At 58.9% G+C, this 14936-nt stretch carries 17 protein-coding genes; 8 read left to right on the top strand and 9 right to left on the bottom strand.

The window, feature by feature from the left end; translation table 11 throughout:
• Window positions 1-37: 37 nt before the first annotated feature.
• The 3 genes from G5287_RS05275 to G5287_RS05265 all read right to left on the bottom strand — a co-directional run bounded on the left by G5287_RS05275 (window position 38) and on the right by G5287_RS05265 (window position 2024).
• Window positions 38-718, bottom strand: a complete 681-nt coding sequence (locus G5287_RS05275) for an SDR family oxidoreductase (protein WP_201994735.1) — start codon at window positions 716-718, stop codon at window positions 38-40.
• A gap of 128 nt (window positions 719-846) precedes the next feature.
• The gene (locus G5287_RS05270) at window positions 847-1479 is read right to left on the bottom strand and encodes a TIGR04219 family outer membrane beta-barrel protein (RefSeq protein ID WP_252655804.1); all 633 of its coding nucleotides are present in this window, start codon (window positions 1477-1479) and stop codon (window positions 847-849) included.
• A gap of 95 nt (window positions 1480-1574) precedes the next feature.
• Entirely contained in the window at window positions 1575-2024 is a 450-nt protein-coding gene (locus G5287_RS05265) for a copper chaperone PCu(A)C (protein WP_043820460.1), read from the bottom strand.
• A gap of 90 nt (window positions 2025-2114) precedes the next feature.
• Here G5287_RS05265 and G5287_RS05260 point away from each other — a divergent pair, with 90 nt between their 5' ends.
• Window positions 2115-2864, top strand: a complete 750-nt coding sequence (locus G5287_RS05260) for an enoyl-CoA hydratase-related protein (RefSeq protein ID WP_421230979.1) — start codon at window positions 2115-2117, stop codon at window positions 2862-2864.
• Between the two features lie 17 nt (window positions 2865-2881).
• Here the strand turns inward: G5287_RS05260 and G5287_RS05255 are convergent, their stop codons facing one another.
• Window positions 2882-3310: a DUF2753 family protein gene (locus G5287_RS05255; RefSeq protein ID WP_157161484.1), complete on the bottom strand. Its 429-nt coding sequence runs from the start codon at window positions 3308-3310 to the stop codon at window positions 2882-2884.
• Window positions 3311-3594: 284 nt separating this feature from the next.
• Between G5287_RS05255 and G5287_RS05250 the strand changes: the two genes are divergently transcribed.
• A complete protein-coding gene (locus tag G5287_RS05250; RefSeq protein WP_157161483.1) occupies window positions 3595-4254 on the top strand; it encodes a CatB-related O-acetyltransferase in 660 nt (219 codons plus the stop codon).
• A 94-nt stretch (window positions 4255-4348) separates the two neighbouring features.
• Here the strand turns inward: G5287_RS05250 and G5287_RS05245 are convergent, their stop codons facing one another.
• The gene (locus G5287_RS05245) at window positions 4349-5056 is read right to left on the bottom strand and encodes a ParB-like protein (RefSeq protein WP_421230978.1); all 708 of its coding nucleotides are present in this window, start codon (window positions 5054-5056) and stop codon (window positions 4349-4351) included.
• Between the two features lie 184 nt (window positions 5057-5240).
• Between G5287_RS05245 and G5287_RS05240 the strand changes: the two genes are divergently transcribed.
• Both G5287_RS05240 and G5287_RS05235 read left to right on the top strand, forming a co-directional pair.
• Complete coding sequence (locus tag G5287_RS05240) at window positions 5241-6845, top strand: peptide ABC transporter substrate-binding protein (RefSeq protein WP_421230977.1); 1605 nt, start codon at window positions 5241-5243, stop codon at window positions 6843-6845.
• Window positions 6846-6963: 118 nt separating this feature from the next.
• On the top strand, window positions 6964-7278 hold the full coding sequence (locus tag G5287_RS05235; protein WP_421230976.1) for a hypothetical protein: 315 nt from the start codon (window positions 6964-6966) through the stop codon (window positions 7276-7278).
• 69 nt (window positions 7279-7347) lie between these two features.
• On the opposite strand, the gene dusA is transcribed toward G5287_RS05235, so the two are convergent.
• Window positions 7348-8334 (bottom strand): tRNA dihydrouridine(20/20a) synthase DusA, encoded by a 987-nt coding sequence (gene dusA / locus G5287_RS05230; protein WP_088868451.1) that lies wholly within the window; start codon window positions 8332-8334, stop codon window positions 7348-7350.
• A 137-nt stretch (window positions 8335-8471) separates the two neighbouring features.
• Between dusA and zur the strand changes: the two genes are divergently transcribed.
• Genes zur through G5287_RS05215 form a run of 3 tightly spaced genes read left to right on the top strand, consistent with a single transcriptional unit; the run spans window position 8472 to window position 9616 of the window.
• Window positions 8472-8930 carry a zinc uptake transcriptional repressor Zur gene (gene zur, locus G5287_RS05225; RefSeq protein WP_160882369.1) on the top strand — a complete coding sequence of 153 codons (459 nt, stop codon included), beginning with the start codon at window positions 8472-8474 and terminating at the stop codon, window positions 8928-8930.
• Window positions 8920-9381, top strand: a complete 462-nt coding sequence (locus tag G5287_RS05220; protein WP_005343179.1) for a chemotaxis protein CheX — start codon at window positions 8920-8922, stop codon at window positions 9379-9381. Before zur ends, G5287_RS05220 begins: the two co-directional genes overlap by 11 nt.
• A 4-nt stretch (window positions 9382-9385) precedes the next feature.
• Window positions 9386-9616: a hypothetical protein gene (locus tag G5287_RS05215; protein ID WP_160882368.1), complete on the top strand. Its 231-nt coding sequence runs from the start codon at window positions 9386-9388 to the stop codon at window positions 9614-9616.
• A gap of 73 nt (window positions 9617-9689) precedes the next feature.
• Here the strand turns inward: G5287_RS05215 and brnQ (G5287_RS05210) are convergent, their stop codons facing one another.
• The 3 genes from brnQ (G5287_RS05210) to G5287_RS05200 all read right to left on the bottom strand — a co-directional run bounded on the left by brnQ (G5287_RS05210) (window position 9690) and on the right by G5287_RS05200 (window position 13588).
• Window positions 9690-10967 carry a branched-chain amino acid transport system II carrier protein gene (gene brnQ, locus G5287_RS05210; RefSeq protein WP_421230982.1) on the bottom strand — a complete coding sequence of 426 codons (1278 nt, stop codon included), beginning with the start codon at window positions 10965-10967 and terminating at the stop codon, window positions 9690-9692.
• A 414-nt stretch (window positions 10968-11381) separates the two neighbouring features.
• A complete protein-coding gene (gene brnQ / locus G5287_RS05205; protein ID WP_005335813.1) occupies window positions 11382-12686 on the bottom strand; it encodes a branched-chain amino acid transport system II carrier protein in 1305 nt (434 codons plus the stop codon).
• A 191-nt stretch (window positions 12687-12877) separates the two neighbouring features.
• The gene (locus G5287_RS05200) at window positions 12878-13588 is read right to left on the bottom strand and encodes a tRNA1(Val) (adenine(37)-N6)-methyltransferase (RefSeq protein WP_323912517.1); all 711 of its coding nucleotides are present in this window, start codon (window positions 13586-13588) and stop codon (window positions 12878-12880) included.
• 119 nt (window positions 13589-13707) lie between these two features.
• Between G5287_RS05200 and srmB the strand changes: the two genes are divergently transcribed.
• Entirely contained in the window at window positions 13708-14934 is a 1227-nt protein-coding gene (srmB, locus tag G5287_RS05195; protein ID WP_236269395.1) for an ATP-dependent RNA helicase SrmB, read from the top strand.
• Window positions 14935-14936 lie beyond the last annotated feature (2 nt).

Raw genomic sequence — 14936 nt, 5'->3', positions numbered from 1 at the left:
ATGTTCTGACGACGGCAACCGGATGGCGGTTTTCGCCTCAGGGATTACGACCGATAAAGAGATCGGTCACGTGGCAACTGCTTCTGGCTTCCAGCGCGTCGAGCATATAGGCCGCCGCATCTTCCGGGGTCATGAAGCCACTCGGGTCCACGTGATCCGAGTTGGCCCAGAATTCGCTGCGGATCCCGCTCGGATAGAGATTGACCAGCCGCAGTGGCGAGCCTTTCAGCTCGGCGCGCAAGGATTCGAGAAAGCCGCGCATCCCCCATTTGGAGGCGCAGTAGAGGCTCTCGTTGGCCTTACCCACCTGAGCGGCGGAGGAGAGCACATTGGCCAGCACTCCGCCTTTCTCACCGATAAGCCGCACCGTCTGCTGGGCCACCAGAATGGTGGAGATGAGATTGCTCTCCACCACCCGGCGGATCTGCTCGGCGGTGTAGACACCGACCGGGCCAAACTCGCCCACCCCGGCGCAGTGGATCACCATATCGGGCAGGCCGCCCCACTCCACCGCAGCAGCGAAGGCGACGTCAACCTCTTCATGGTGCGCCAGATCGGCGGCGATGCCGATCACCGCGCTGCCGAGCAGTTGCTCCTGCTCCTGCAGTCGCTGATAACGGCGCCCCATCATGGAGACCTGATGGCCCCGCTCAACCAGTCCGATAGTCAGCGCCCGGCCGAGACCGGAACCGGCACCTGTCACTATGATGTGGCCCATTATCGCTCCTCGTCGTCAGTCGACGGTCAGATTAGAAAGTGAATTCGCCGCCCATGAACCAGCCATCGACAGAACGCTCTGATAGATGTTGGCGAAGAATTTCACCCCCGTTGTCAGACAACGTCAGATTAGAAAGTGAATTCGCCGCCCATGAACCAGCCATCGATACGCTGGTCAACGTTGTCGAAGTCGACCTTGGCTTCACGCCAGCCGGCACGCAGCTTGATCGGCATGGAGGAGAACTTGTAGGAACCACCCAGACGGTAGTCATAGTTGTCCGCATCGTGAGTGCGCAGATCGCCGAAGAAGGCGATGCCGGTGCCCGGGATCTTCACTTCGCTGCCGGCATAGGCCATCAGGGTATCTTCGTCATAACCCTTGCGACCGAAGTAGACCTGCTCGCCATCGTAGTGACGGCCGGTCATACCCAGATCGATCTTGAACAGATCGTTGTTGAACAGACGGTAGTAGAGGCTCAGATCGTAGGCGGTCAGATCGTTTTTGAAGTTACCGCCGGAGGTGCTGAAATCGGAGACTTCAAACTTGGCGTTCGGCAGGAAGATGATGCCGTGTTCCAGTTGCAGATAGCCGTTCCAGTTGTAGCTGTCGTCATAGCTGCCATCAGCACTGGTGCCATAAGCCTGACCACTGCCCTTGGCGGCCCATACGTCGGCACCGGCGGCAAAACGCCAGTCGTCAGCGGCCATGGCACTCTGGCTGCACAGAGCCAGCACAAAACCGGCAATCAGCGTCTTTTTCATTACGTCACTTCCTCTTGCATACATGGAAAAGAGCACTATTTTACTCGGTGCAGCCAAAATACCCAGCGTCAATCCTGAACAAACGACGACAAATGTCAGTGCTTCATATGCTTCATCTCGGCCATCGGCTCAATCGGCTTCACCGGCAGTGACAGATCCAGCTTCTGACCATCGTCCATGGTGAGGGTGAGCGGGAAAGGGGTCTGCTCGGAGAGCGTGCCCACCTCGAACAGCATGATGTGCAGGCTGCCCGGTTTCAGCACCGCTTCGCCCCTGGCCGGGATCTCGATGTTCTCGACCTGACGCATCTTCATCACACCATTTTCGTGCAGGTGAGTGTGCAGCTCGGCACGCCCGGCAGCAGCAGAAGCCGCAGCCACCAGCTTGACCGGCTGGTCGGCGTCATTCTTCAGCACCATAAAGGCGGCAGTGTTGGGGGAGCCCGGTGGCAACAGGCGCACATAGCCGTCGACAGCCTCGACCTTAGCCAGTGCAGGCGCCGTCATACCCAGAACCAGCAGAGAATAAAACGCACGTTTAAACATGGTTGAAATCCTTTTATGATGTTGTTAAACGGCGCCAAGGTTACCCCAGCAGCAACCTTTTTTGCACCTTTCAATAACAAGGATTTAGACATGGCCCCCATTCTCATTGCCGAGCAGCAGGATGGCTTGCTCACCCTGACCCTCAACCGCCCCGACAAGCGCAACGCCCTCAACACCGAGCTCTATAAGCAACTGGTGGCAGCGCTGCGAGAGGCGGCAGCCGATGAGGAGGTGCATGTCCTGCTGTTGCAGGGGCAGCAAGATTGCTTTACCGCGGGCAATGATCTGGCCGACTTTATGGGCAAGAGCTCGCTGGAGCCCGACGATCCCATACTGCAGCTCCTCCACACCCTGGCCGACTTCCCCAAACCCGTGATCGCCGCCGTTGCAGGCCCGGCGGTGGGGATTGGCACCACCATTCTGCTGCATTGCGATCTGGTCTATCTGGCGGATAACGCCCGCTTGCAGCTTCCTTTCGTCGAGCTGGGGCTGGTGCCGGAGTTCGCCTCCAGCCTGCTGCTGCCACGTCTGGTGGGGCACCTCAAGGCGGCCGAGCTGTTGCTGCTGGCCGAGGCGATGGATGCCGAAGAGGCGCTGCGATTGGGGCTGGCCAACAAGGTGGTAGCGGCCGATGGATTGCTCTCCTTTGCCCGCGAGCAGGGACTGAAGCTGGCGGCCAAACCGCCCAGAGCGCTGCAAAAGAGCAAGGCGCTGCTGAAACAGGAGCTTAAACAGGCGGTGCACTTTGTCATCGATCTGGAGGCGCGCGCCTTCGCTCAGGCACTGCAGGGGGAAGAGGCGCAACAGCGCATCGCCCAGAAACTCAAACGGCGGGGCTGAGCCTCGCCCACATCCGTTCAGTTGAGGCGAAAACGGCCGATCAGCTCGCAGCCCTGTACCTTGTCCTGCAGCTGGATCAGCCGGGCAATTTCCGGATTGGGGTGGCGCTTGAGAAAGGCGAGCAGGGCGCCGCGACAGCAACCCAGCTCGCTGATCAGCGCCTCACACTCCCGATTGGGGCACTGCGGCACCAGCGCAGTCACCAGCTCGGAGGCAAGCTTCAGGTAGCGCAGCTCGTAAGTCGGCTCATCCATCGACCGCCAGAAGTCAGCCAGCCGGTGACAGGTGGCGACTCGCATAGTGGCCAGTTCGGTCAACTCGACCTGGGTCATCTCGTAAACATCCCCCAGCGCCTGCTGATAAAAGCAGATCGCCGCCCCCAGCGAACCGGCCTGCCAGGCACGCTCCGCCTCCAGCATGTATCGTTGCCAACTTTGCGGTGTCATTTCGCTCTCCCGAGTCCGTCATGGTGGGAGTGTTATCATGGCTAATTGAGAATAAATATCAACCAGAGGGTTAGTGCAGGATCTCTGCGCAACCTTGGCAAACCCGGCGCCCGACCTTATGATCGCGCCCTTCCCTCTTCTTTGGAGCACACCACAATGCGACCTCGCCTCCCGCAGATGCTGGGCTGCTCCCTGCTCTGCGTGCCCCGCATGCTGGTCTGGATCTATTAGCTGCGCTCAAGCGAACGCAACCCATCCGATCCATTCAGCAAAGGAGTACCAGCATGAACACCTGCCAACACTGGTCGCAGGTCGAATACCTGCACCTGACGGTGACCAACCCCAATATCTGCCTCAAAGGGCAGCACAGCTACTACTCGGGTGCCTGGGATGGCCCCTTCGAAGAGGTGGCGGTGCGCTACCTCCATGGCGATCCCTTCAGCCGCAGCCCGGAAACCGGCTGGGAGCCGCTCTGGCATATCGACCGGCTCCATATCGGCGACTATGTGCAAATTGCCGCTGGGGTAAAGATCATCATGGGCGGCAACCACACCCACAACACGGCCTTCATCAGCACCTATCCGTTCGCCGATCTGGCGGCGCTCAAGCGCAGCTACCGCCCCGCTGGCGATACCCGCATCGGCAACGATGTCTGGATCGGCATGGAGGCGATGATCATGCCCGGCGTCACCATCGGCGACGGCGCCATCATCGCCGCCCGTTCGCTGGTCAATCAGGATGTACCACCCTATGCCATGGTGGCGGGCACCCCGGCCAGGGTGGTGCGAATGCGCTTTGGCGAGGAGGAAATTGCCCGGCTACAGGCCCTCGCTTGGTGGGATTGGCGGGATCAACAGGTCAACGATCTGCTAGCGCTGATCCAGCAAGGTGACGTCGCCCTGCTTGAACAGGCGGCTGCCCACTGGGCGGTGCGCCATGAGTGACCACCGCTAACCAGTAGCTGACAGCATAAGGGCGACCCTGGGGTCGCCCTCTTTTATCTCCGGCATGCTCTGGATGCCGTCATCGCACATCCACTCACTGCGCGCTTTTGGACTGGTTGAGGCTGCACTGCTTGCCGGGATAACCGGGCAAGTCACTGGCATCGCTGCCGCAGGCGAGCCGTTTGGCCTGTTGCAGGCGGGCGGTCAGATTGGAGTTATCGACAGGCATCCACTGCATCTGCTTGCCGAGCCAGCTGGCCCAGGCAAACTCGACGAAATAGACCTGTTTGTCCTTGCGAAAGTAGCCCGCATCCTGCAGCAGTCCGGCCAGGGTGCGATAGGGGTAATCAGGCAGCTTGTCGATACTGGTCGGCAACTGCTCCGGGGTCAGCGGCTGCCCCTTCTCATCCTTGAGCCAGGCCCAGTGGTTGTTCTGCATCTGGCTCCAGAAGTTGGCTTTGTCCTGCAGACGGCCAATCACCTTGACCCGCGCATCCTTGACGCCCTGCTGCCACAACGCCTTGGTGAGATGGTGTCTGTCCACCAGCCAGTAGCTGCCATCCGGTGCAATCACTACAGGGATCTCTTTCTTTTTCATCAACTTGTCGAGCTGCTTTGCACTCATGCCCGCCAATGTGGCCTGGGTCTCATCAACCTGGATCTGGCCGACGCCCCCCTGAGTCGGGTGCAAGGCATCGATGCCGATCTCGCACCAGTTGCCCACTGCCGTGTCGCTCTGGCACGGGGCCAACGCCCAGGCACCCTGGCTCAACACACAGGCCAGCACTAACCATGCTTTCATCGTATGACACTCCTCACCACATTGAACTGCACAGACGCCGGGAACGCTCTGCTACCCCGATTGGGAGTGAGAGTCGAATGCTGGCGGTCAGACCAGCAAACGGGATATCATGATTTCCCATCTGTCGGCGATATTTTCTCGCCGAGTTTTCTCCCCGCTTCACACTATTTGAAGGATCCGACCCATGAAAGGATGGACCCCCTTGCTGGCCCTGCTGGGCTGTGCTGCTGTCCAGGCTGCCGATATTCCCGCCGGAACACAACTCGCCGCCGAGCAGATTGTCGTTCGCCACCTCAAGGATGAACCTGCGAGCCTGAGCCCGCTCAAGCTGGTCGGCCTGCCGGAGTTGCAGGTACTACGGGATCTGTTCGAGGGGCTGCTGACCCAGGGGCCGGATGGCAAACCGGTTGCCGGAGTGGCGGCCAGCTGGGAGAACAAGGGCAACCAGTTCTTTACCTTCCATCTGCGCCCGGATGCGCGCTGGTCCAACGGCGATCCGGTCAAGGCCGGCGACTTCGTCTACGGCTGGCGCAAGCTGGTCGACCCGAAAGAGGCGACCACCTTCGCCTGGTTCGCCCAACTGGCCCGTTTCGACAAGGTGGACGAGATAGTCGCTGGCAAATTGCCTGCCAGCGAGCTGGGGGTCAAGGCCCTCGATGACCACACCCTGCAGGTGACCCTCTCCCAGCCGGTGCCCTACTTCCTGAACCTGCTGAGCCACCCCAGTCTGTCGCCGCTCCATCAGGCCAGCATCGAGCTGTACGGCAACCAGTGGACCCAACCTGGCAAACTGGTGGGCAACGGTGCCTTTGTGCTGAACAACCGGGTGGTCAACGAGAAGCTGGAGCTGACCCCCAACCCTTATTACTGGGATCGGGCACATACCGTATTGACCAAGGTGATCTTCATGCCTATCAATCAGGAGAGCGCGGCCACCAACCGCTACCTGGCGGGAGATCTGCATATCACCGAATCCTTCCCCAAGGAGCAGTACGACAAGCTGAAGCAGCAGATCCCGAATGAGGTCTATACCCCGGATCAGCTCGGCACCTACTACTACGCCTTCAATACCCGTCAGGCACCACTGAACGATGTGCGGGTGCGCAAGGCGCTCTCCTACACCATCGACCGCGCCCTGATCGCCGACAAGGTGCTCGGCACCGGCGAGAAACCGGCTTATCACTTCACTCCGGATGTGACCGCCAGCTTCACCCCGGCCGCCAACCTGCTCTCCACCAGCAGCCAGCCGGCGCTGGACAGCAAGGCCAAGACCCTGCTCAAGGAGGCCGGTTACGGCCCGGACAAGCCGCTCAAGCTGACCCTGCTCTACAACACCGCGGAAATTCACAAGAAGATGGCGCTGGCCATCGCCAGCATGTGGAAGCAGAAGCTGGGCGCCGAGGTCGAGCTGACCAATCAGGAGTGGAAAACCTATCTCGACAGCCGCCAGAGCGGTCAGTTCGAGGTGATCCGCTCATCCTGGGTCGCCGATTACAACGACCCTTCAGCGTTCCTCGGCCTGTGGGGCTCCCGTCACAGTGGCAATATGGCTGGCTTTGCCAATGCCCGTTATGACCAGCTACTGGCAGAGGCGGCCAGCACTCAGGATGCCGCCAGCCGCAGCAAGCTGTTTGGCGAGGCGGAAGCGATCCTGCTGGATCAGGCCCCCATCGCCCCCATCTACCAGTACACCAATGCCCGACTCATCAAGCCATGGCTCAAGGGCTACCCCATCAACAACCCGGAAGATGTGGCCTACAGCCGCCAACTCTACCTCGTCAGGCACTGACCTCGGCCACAACGATGCGAGGCCCCGCAGGGCCTCGCTATTGATACTGTTCACACCCCGATTTCCAGCCTAAAATGCCGCCCCTTCTGTTCAATTAATCTTCAATCCCCACTCAGTCATGCGCTACCTGATACTGCTCTCGTTGTTGTGGACCCTACCTGCGCAGGCCAATCGCGAATCCCAATGCCAGCAAGAGTTTGTCGGCTGGATGCTGCATCAGCAGCAACAGTTCAGCGATCGCAAGTCTGACAAGATGGAGCGGCGCCGGGCCGAGCGGGCCATCGATCTTGCCCGGCAGGAGTACGACAAGCAGGCCAGCTTCTGCAAGACCATGCAGCTTGTTCGTGAATACAAAGATGGCGATCCACGTTTTACTCCGCGCCCCGGAGAGATACACGACTACAGTACGGCTTCTGACAACACATCAGGGTGACCCTGACCAGAAAAACCAAAAGCGCGTCGATTGACGCGCTTTTTGTGGTTCTTGCCCTGACAAAGCGGCTTATTCGGCCGTCTCGCTGCTGGCAAACTCCGGCACCTTGGCCATGGCATCCAGCACCACCTGAATACCGGCGCCCGGTTTGCAGGCGTTCTCGCTCAGGTGACGGCGCCAGGCGCGAGCCCCCTGCATGTTCTGGAACAGCCCCAGCATGTGGCGGGTCATATGGGAGAGGTAGTTGCCCTTGGCCAGCTCCTGCTCGATATAGGGCAGCATCATCCGCACCACCTCGTGGCGGCTCGGCACGGCGTTGTTCTGGCCGAACACCAGATTGTCCACCTGCGCCAGAATGTAGGGGTTCTGATATGCTTCACGCCCCATCATGACGCCATCGACGTGTTGCAGGTGCTCGAGAGCCTGCTCCATGGAGGTGACGCCGCCGTTGAGGGCAATGGTCAGCTCCGGGTAATCCTGCTTGACCCGATAGACGCGGGGATAATCGAGGGGCGGGATCTCGCGGTTCTCCTTGGGGCTCAGGCCGCTCAGCCACGCCTTGCGGGCATGGACGATAAAGGTATCGCAACCGGCATCGCGCACCTGTTCGATAAAGGTCTGCAGAAATTCGTAGGAGTCCTGATCGTCGATGCCGATACGGGTCTTCACCGTCACCGGAATATCGACCACATCGCGCATTGCCTTGACGCAGTCCGCCACCAGCGCTGGTTCGCCCATCAGGCAGGCGCCAAAGCGACCGTTTTGCACCCGATCGGAGGGGCAGCCGACGTTGATGTTCACCTCGTCATAGCCGCGCTCCTCGGCCAGCTTGGCACAGCGCGCCAGATCGGCCGGATTGCTGCCCCCCAGCTGCAGGGAGATGGGATGCTCCTGCTCGCTGTAACCCAGATAATCCCCCTTGCCGTGGATGATGGCACCGGTGGTCACCATTTCGGTATAGAGCAAGGTCTGGCGACTCATCAGTCGATGAAAGTAACGGCAATGCCGATCAGTCCAGTCCAGCATGGGGGCGATGGAAAAACGCTGCGCCTGCATAAAAATCATCCGGGTTAGCTAAAGAAAGGGGCGGATTTTATCACAACGTGAAGCAGCCCCAGAAAATGAATTTTGTCGCCGCGCCATGCGAGGCCCTGTGATAGTATCCGGCTAATAGAAAGGGTATCTGCGCGATCATGAATCAAGACCAACTTTTACAACGAGCCGAGCGACTCTGTATACAGCGAGGGATCCGCTTCACCCCGACCCGACGTCAGGTATTTCGCCTGCTGGCGGCACACGGCAACGCCATCAGCGCCTATGATTTGTTGGCCCAGCTGCAACAAACCGAAGCCAATGCCAAGCCGCCAACCGTCTATCGGGCACTCGATTTTTTGCTCGAACAGGGCTTTGCTCACAAAGTGGAATCGCTCAACGCGTTTATCTTCTGCTGCCACTTCGATCACGCTCACCCGATGCAGCTGCTGATCTGCGACGAGTGCGGGGATGTGGTCGAACTTCACGATAGTGCAATAGATAGCGCGTTTTCCGAGCAGGCCCACTTGCATGGCTTTACGATTACCAATAAGACAATAGAGGCACATGGCCAATGTGCTCGCTGTACGCCCACTGTAGGAAGTCATCATGAAGGCTGATTTTGTAAATCCGTTCCTGCTATCTCTGCTCAATGTGCTCTCGACCATGGCACAGCTGGAACTAAAACCGGGCAAACCGAAACGCAAGATGGATGAGCTGGCGCGCGGCGACGTCTCCGGTCTGATCGGCATGGTCGGCCCGCAGACCCGCGGCTCCCTCTCCATCAGCTTCGAGAAGGGGCTGGCGCTGGAGATCATGCGTCGCATGCTGGGGGAAGCTCCCGCCTCCATCAATGAAGAGGTGACCGACATGGTCGGTGAAATCACCAACATGGTGACCGGCGGTGCCAAGCGGATGCTGGGCGAGAAGGGCTACGAGTTTGACATGGCGACCCCCATCATCGTCTCCGGCCCCAACCACACCATCACCCACAGGGCCGATGGCACCAAGATAATGATGCCGTTCGAATCCGATTTCGGTCGCGCCACTATCGAAATTTGCTTCGAGTAATCCTATGTGGAAAGCATTGAAATGGATTTTCATCTGCTGGGCACTACTGTTGATCCTGTCGGACATTCAGATCAGCACCTCCCTCTACAAGTACGAAGATAACCGGGTTCTCATCAACTTCCCGCGCTGGGAAACCAAACAGCCCTGGGGCACCTTCGAGTGGCATGCCGGACGGGTAGAAACCCACTGGTATGGTCTGGATGGCAAACCCAAGCCGGCAGGCCCGCAAATCTGATCCGGTAACGGATCCGGCAGAAACAGAAGAGGCCAGCAGATGCTGGCCTCTTTGCTATCTCGTTGATCCTGAATCAAGCCGCTTCGGCAGCCAGCTTTCCGTTCGGTCGCATCAAGATGCCAACGATGCAGGCCAGCAGAGTTGGCAGCAGCCAGGCAAGTCCCTTGTCGAACAGCGGCAGGAAGGCAAAGCCGTCCATAGCCATACCAGCAGCGCCCAGTCCGTCCAGACAGCCAAACAGGAAGGCGACCAGCAGCACGCCACGAAACGCCAGCCGTGGCTGGGCAAACCACCCTTTGAGGAAGGTCACCAGCACCAATGCAATGGCAACCGGGTAGATGGCTACCAGCACCGGGATGGAGAGACTGATAAGCTCACTCAGCCCCACATTGGCCACCAGCGCGCAGAGTGCCCCCAGCAGCATCACCCACTCGTGGTAAGCCCAGCCAGTCAAACCTTGGAAATAATCGGCTCCGGCACAGAGTAGGCCTACTGCACTGGTAAAACAGGCCAGAGTGATGATGGCCGCCAAAATAAGCTGCCCAGGCTGACCAAACAGGCTCAGGACGTAGGCATTGACGATGGCACCGCCGTTGCTGATGTCGCTCGCCACCCCACCGGCACTGTTGCCAAGCTGGAAAAGGGAGAGATAGACCGCCGACAACCCGACCGCCGAGATCAGGCCCGCAATGGTGAGGTATTTGAACTGGCTGCGATAATCCTCGATCCCCTTCTGGCGCAGCAACCCGATGATCAGGGCGCCAAACATCAGGGATGCCAGGGTATCCATGGTGTTATACCCCTCCAGCATCCCCTTGGTGAGCGGAGCGCTGATGTAGTCACCGCTGGCATCGGGCATGGTACCTTGCGGCGCGATAAAGACCCCGACCGCCAGAATGAGCAGCATCGCCATCAGGGCGGGAGTCAGGTACTTGCCAACCGCATCGAGCAGTTTGCCCCGATCGAGCGCCACCATGATCACCAGCGCAAAGAAACTCAGGGTGTAGATCAGCAGCCCCTCATGACCGGTATCGCCAAGCCAGGGCTTGAGCCCCATCTCGTAGGCGACCAGACCGGTGCGGGGAATGGCAAAGGCGGGCCCCATGATGATATAGATGGCGATGGCCAGCGCCGTCGCTGCCCCGGCGGGCAGATAGCGGGTCATTCCGGTCCAGCCACTCGCGCCGCCCCCCGAACTCCCCTTGGCCACCGCAATCAGGGTGATCAGCGGCAAGCCCACTGCCGTTAGCAAAAAGCCGCACATGGCGGCCAGCAGATGCTCACCGGCCATAAAACCGGCCAGCGGCGGAAAAATGATATTGCCAGCCCCCAGATAGAAGGCAAACGTCATAAACCCCAGTCCGAATACGTCGGACAACTTCAATGATTTCGTCAAACCCAACCTCATCTGCCTTATCAGCTTGTTATTGATTGCACCCACTGCCTGGCAGATAACCGGTAACAATGTCTCTTGCTTCTCTCTCGTACGGATACCGGACAAGAATTGCGCATTCAGCATAAAGAAAAGGAATCAAATCTCAATCTCAAATTAATATATTGAAACAATTTGAACAAGCAGAATTAATCACCAACAAATTTGCCCCTCTCAAAATGATGCAAAGAGGCGAGAACAGGCAGCAAAAGCGCGGAACAGGCAAGCGTCACCGGCAGTGACCATCACAACCCGGCAAAACACAATGCAGAGTGACGGAAAGCAAAAGAGCCTGCACTGGGCAGGCTCTTGGCAATATCACATCGGGCGTGATCAGGCAGCTTCGGCAGCCATCTCGGTCGGACGCACCATCACGCCAACTACGCAGGCCAGCAGGGTCGGCATCAGCCAGGCGAGGCCCTTGTCGAACAGCGGCAGGAAGGCAAACGCATCCATCTTCATGCCGGCAGCACCCAGACCATCCAGGCAACCAAACAGGAAGGCAACCATCAACACCCCACGGAACACCAGACGGGGACGGCCGAAGTAACCCTTCAGGAAGGTGACCAGCACCAGCGCCACGGCAACCGGATAGATGGCAACCAGCACCGGAATGGAGAGGCTGATCAGCTGGCTCAGGCCTACGTTGGCCACCACGGCACAGATAACGCCCAGCAACACCACCAGCTTCTTGTAAGCCATACCGGTCAGATTGTGGAAGAAATCGGAACAGGCGGAGATCAGACCGACTGCAGTGGTAAAGCACGCCAGAGTGATGATGGCCGCCAGAATGAACTGACCCGGCTGACCAAACAGGCTCAGTACGTAGGCGTTGACGATGGCGCCACCATTGCTGACATCGGTCGCCACACCGGCCGCAGTGTTGCCCAGCTGGAACAGGGAGACGTACACCACACTCAGACCAACGGCAGAGATGAGGCCGGCAATGGCCAGATACTTGAACTGGCTCTTGTAATCGTTGATGCCTTTCTGGCGCAGCAGATCGACGATCAGGGCGCCAAACATCAGGGAAGCCAGGGTGTCCATGGTGTTGTAGCCTTCCAGGATCCCTTTGACGAATGGGCTGTTCTGATAGTCACCGGACGCATCAGGCATGGAGCCTTGCGGCGCTACAAATACCCCGATAGCCAGAGTCAGCAGCAGCAGCATCAGTACCGGAGTCAGGTATTTGCCGATGGCGTCCATCAGCTTGCCCTGGTTCATGGAAACCAGAATGGCCACACCAAAGAAGATCACGGTATAGGCCGCCAGACCCGCCTGCCCCATATCACCGATGAACGGCTTGAGGCCCATCTCGTAGGCAACCAGACCGGTACGGGGCGCGGCAAAGGCCGGGCCTATGATGATATAGATGGCAACGGCCAGCGCAGTCGCGACACCGGCAGGCAGCAGCTTGGTCATGCCAGCCCAACCGTTACCGGCTTTCGCCACGGCCAGAATGGTTACCAGAGGCAGGCCCACGGCGGTGACCAGGAAGCCAAACATCGCCAGGGAGAGGTGCTCACCAGCCATGTAACCGGCCAACGGCGGGAAAATGATGTTACCGGCGCCCAGATAGAAGGCGAAGGTCATAAACCCTAATCCGAGTACATCGGACAATGTGAGTGATTTCGTCAAGTTCAACCTCGTCTGTCTTGTAAATTATTGCTTGTTATAGTTTTTATCGGTCGCTGACCGGGTGTGTTCAGGGGGTATAAAAAAAGAGCCCCGCATGTTTTTTCATCGCAACCAGTGGTTTTAGCTGGTCTGGAGCGGGCGCTCGATCTGGAACCAGCATAATGGCGTGAAAAAATAGTTCAAGACGAAATTTACATCTTCAAATAGAAGGGGTTGGTCAGTTGGATATATCTGTCGGAATAGGCTCCATCAGCAGAATGGATCACAATTTCACCCCTCTCACACCTGTTTAATCCTCTGCCAAGTAGCAATAAAACACGATTTGCCTCTTTACCCTCTCTGGTGATAACAGCTGTATAACAAATGCCATGCAGATCATAATTCGCCGAAATGCATAAAATTTCATCGGCCATCGCCGTCGGCAGCACCAGCGCCACCTGCCCGTTCGGGCTCAGCAAACGATCGCAGGCCGCCAGTAATGCGTGGCTGTCGAGGGCACCGGTATGGCGGGCCAACGCCCTCGCCGGATCGCTAAATGACTGGCCTGCCACGAAATAGGGAGGGTTGGAGACGACAAGATCGTAAGGGGCGGCCTGATAATCCTGAATGGCACTCTCTATGACGGTTACCCGATCGGCCCAGGGAGAGGACGCCGCATTCTCCTGCGCCTGACTGGCCGCATTAATATCCAGTTCGACCGCATCAAGACGGCAGTCAGATCTGCTGCGCTGGGCCAGCATCAGGGCGATCAGGCCGCTGCCGGTGCCGATATCGAGCACTCGACGCGCCTGTTCGACCGGCGCCCAGGCACCGAGCAAAATGCCATCGGTGCCCACCTTCATGGCGCAGCGATCGTGATTGATATGGAACTGTTTGAAGGTAAATCCGCGACTACGTCCCATCTGGCCCCCGTCATCTGCAAAAATGGTGGGCGATTATAGCGGCTAAGACACACTCACCAATAGGAGCCGACGAGATAATCGCCTATAATCTGCTGTTTCCTTAATGACCGAGTATTGCCATGAGCCAGTCCTTTGATGATTTCGACCTGCACCCAGCCCTCAACCGGGCCTTGGCCGAGATGGGATTCACCCGCCCCACCACCATCCAGCAGATGGTGCTGGAGCCAGCCCTGGACGGCCGCGATATTCTGGCATCCGCTCCGACCGGTACCGGCAAGACCGCCTCTTTCCTGCTGCCGGCACTCCAGCATCTGCTGGACTTCCCGCGCCGCAAGCCGGGCCCCTGCCGCATGCTGATCCTGACCCCGACCCGTGAGCTGGCGCTGCAGGTTACCGCCCACGCCAAGGCGCTGGCGGCTCACACCAACCTCAGCATCGAGACCATCATCGGCGGCGTCAGCCATGAAGAGCAGCTGCCTGCCCTGACCAAGACCACCGACATCGTGGTGGCCACCCCGGGTCGTCTGCTCGAGTACATCGAGAAAGAGGAGTTCGAGAGCCACGACATCGAAGTGCTGGTGCTGGATGAAGCGGACCGCATGCTGGACATGGGCTTCATCAAGGATGTGAACCGCATTGTGGAAGAGGCGCGCTACCGCAAGCACACCATGCTCTTCTCCGCCACCCTGGAAGGGGCCGGCCTTGAGAAGTTCGCCAACGAGATCCTCAAGGATCCGGTGGAGCTGCATGCCGAACCGCCCCGCAGCGAACGTCGCCCCATTACCCAGTGGATCCATCTGGCCGATGACGCCGCCCACAAGCTGGCGCTGTTGACCCATATCCTGAAAGATCCGGAAACCCAGAAAGCCATTATCTTCGTCAAGACTCGCGAGCGTCTGGCGGAGCTCTCCGGCCAGCTGCAGGCGGCAGGTATCTCCTGCGCCTGGATCCGTGGCGAGATGGAGCAGAGCAAGCGTATCGAGTCGATCCGCAAGTTCCACGAAGGGGAAGTGCCCTTCCTGATCGCCACCGACGTCGCCGCCCGCGGCATCGACCTGCCGAACGTCAGCCATGTCATCAACTACGACATGCCCTACGGCGCCGACGTTTACGTCCACCGGATTGGCCGTACCGGCCGCGCTGGCAACCGTGGATGCGCCATCAGCCTGGTGGAGGCCCACGACATGGCGATGGTCGCCAAGATCGAACGCTACACCGAAGAGCGCCTCAAGCGCCGGGTGATCGACGAGCTACGCCCCAAACATAAAGAGGCGCGGGTACCGGTGAAGAAGAAAAAGCCGGTCGATGGCAAGAAGAAAGCGACCAAGAAGAAAAAGAAGAAGTGATC

The organism is Aeromonas sp. 603079, assembly GCF_049172135.1.
Classification (GTDB): domain Bacteria; phylum Pseudomonadota; class Gammaproteobacteria; order Enterobacterales; family Aeromonadaceae; genus Aeromonas; species Aeromonas veronii.
The sequence above is the reverse complement of the archived record's forward strand: the minus strand, read 5'-3'. Positions and strand labels throughout refer to the sequence as shown.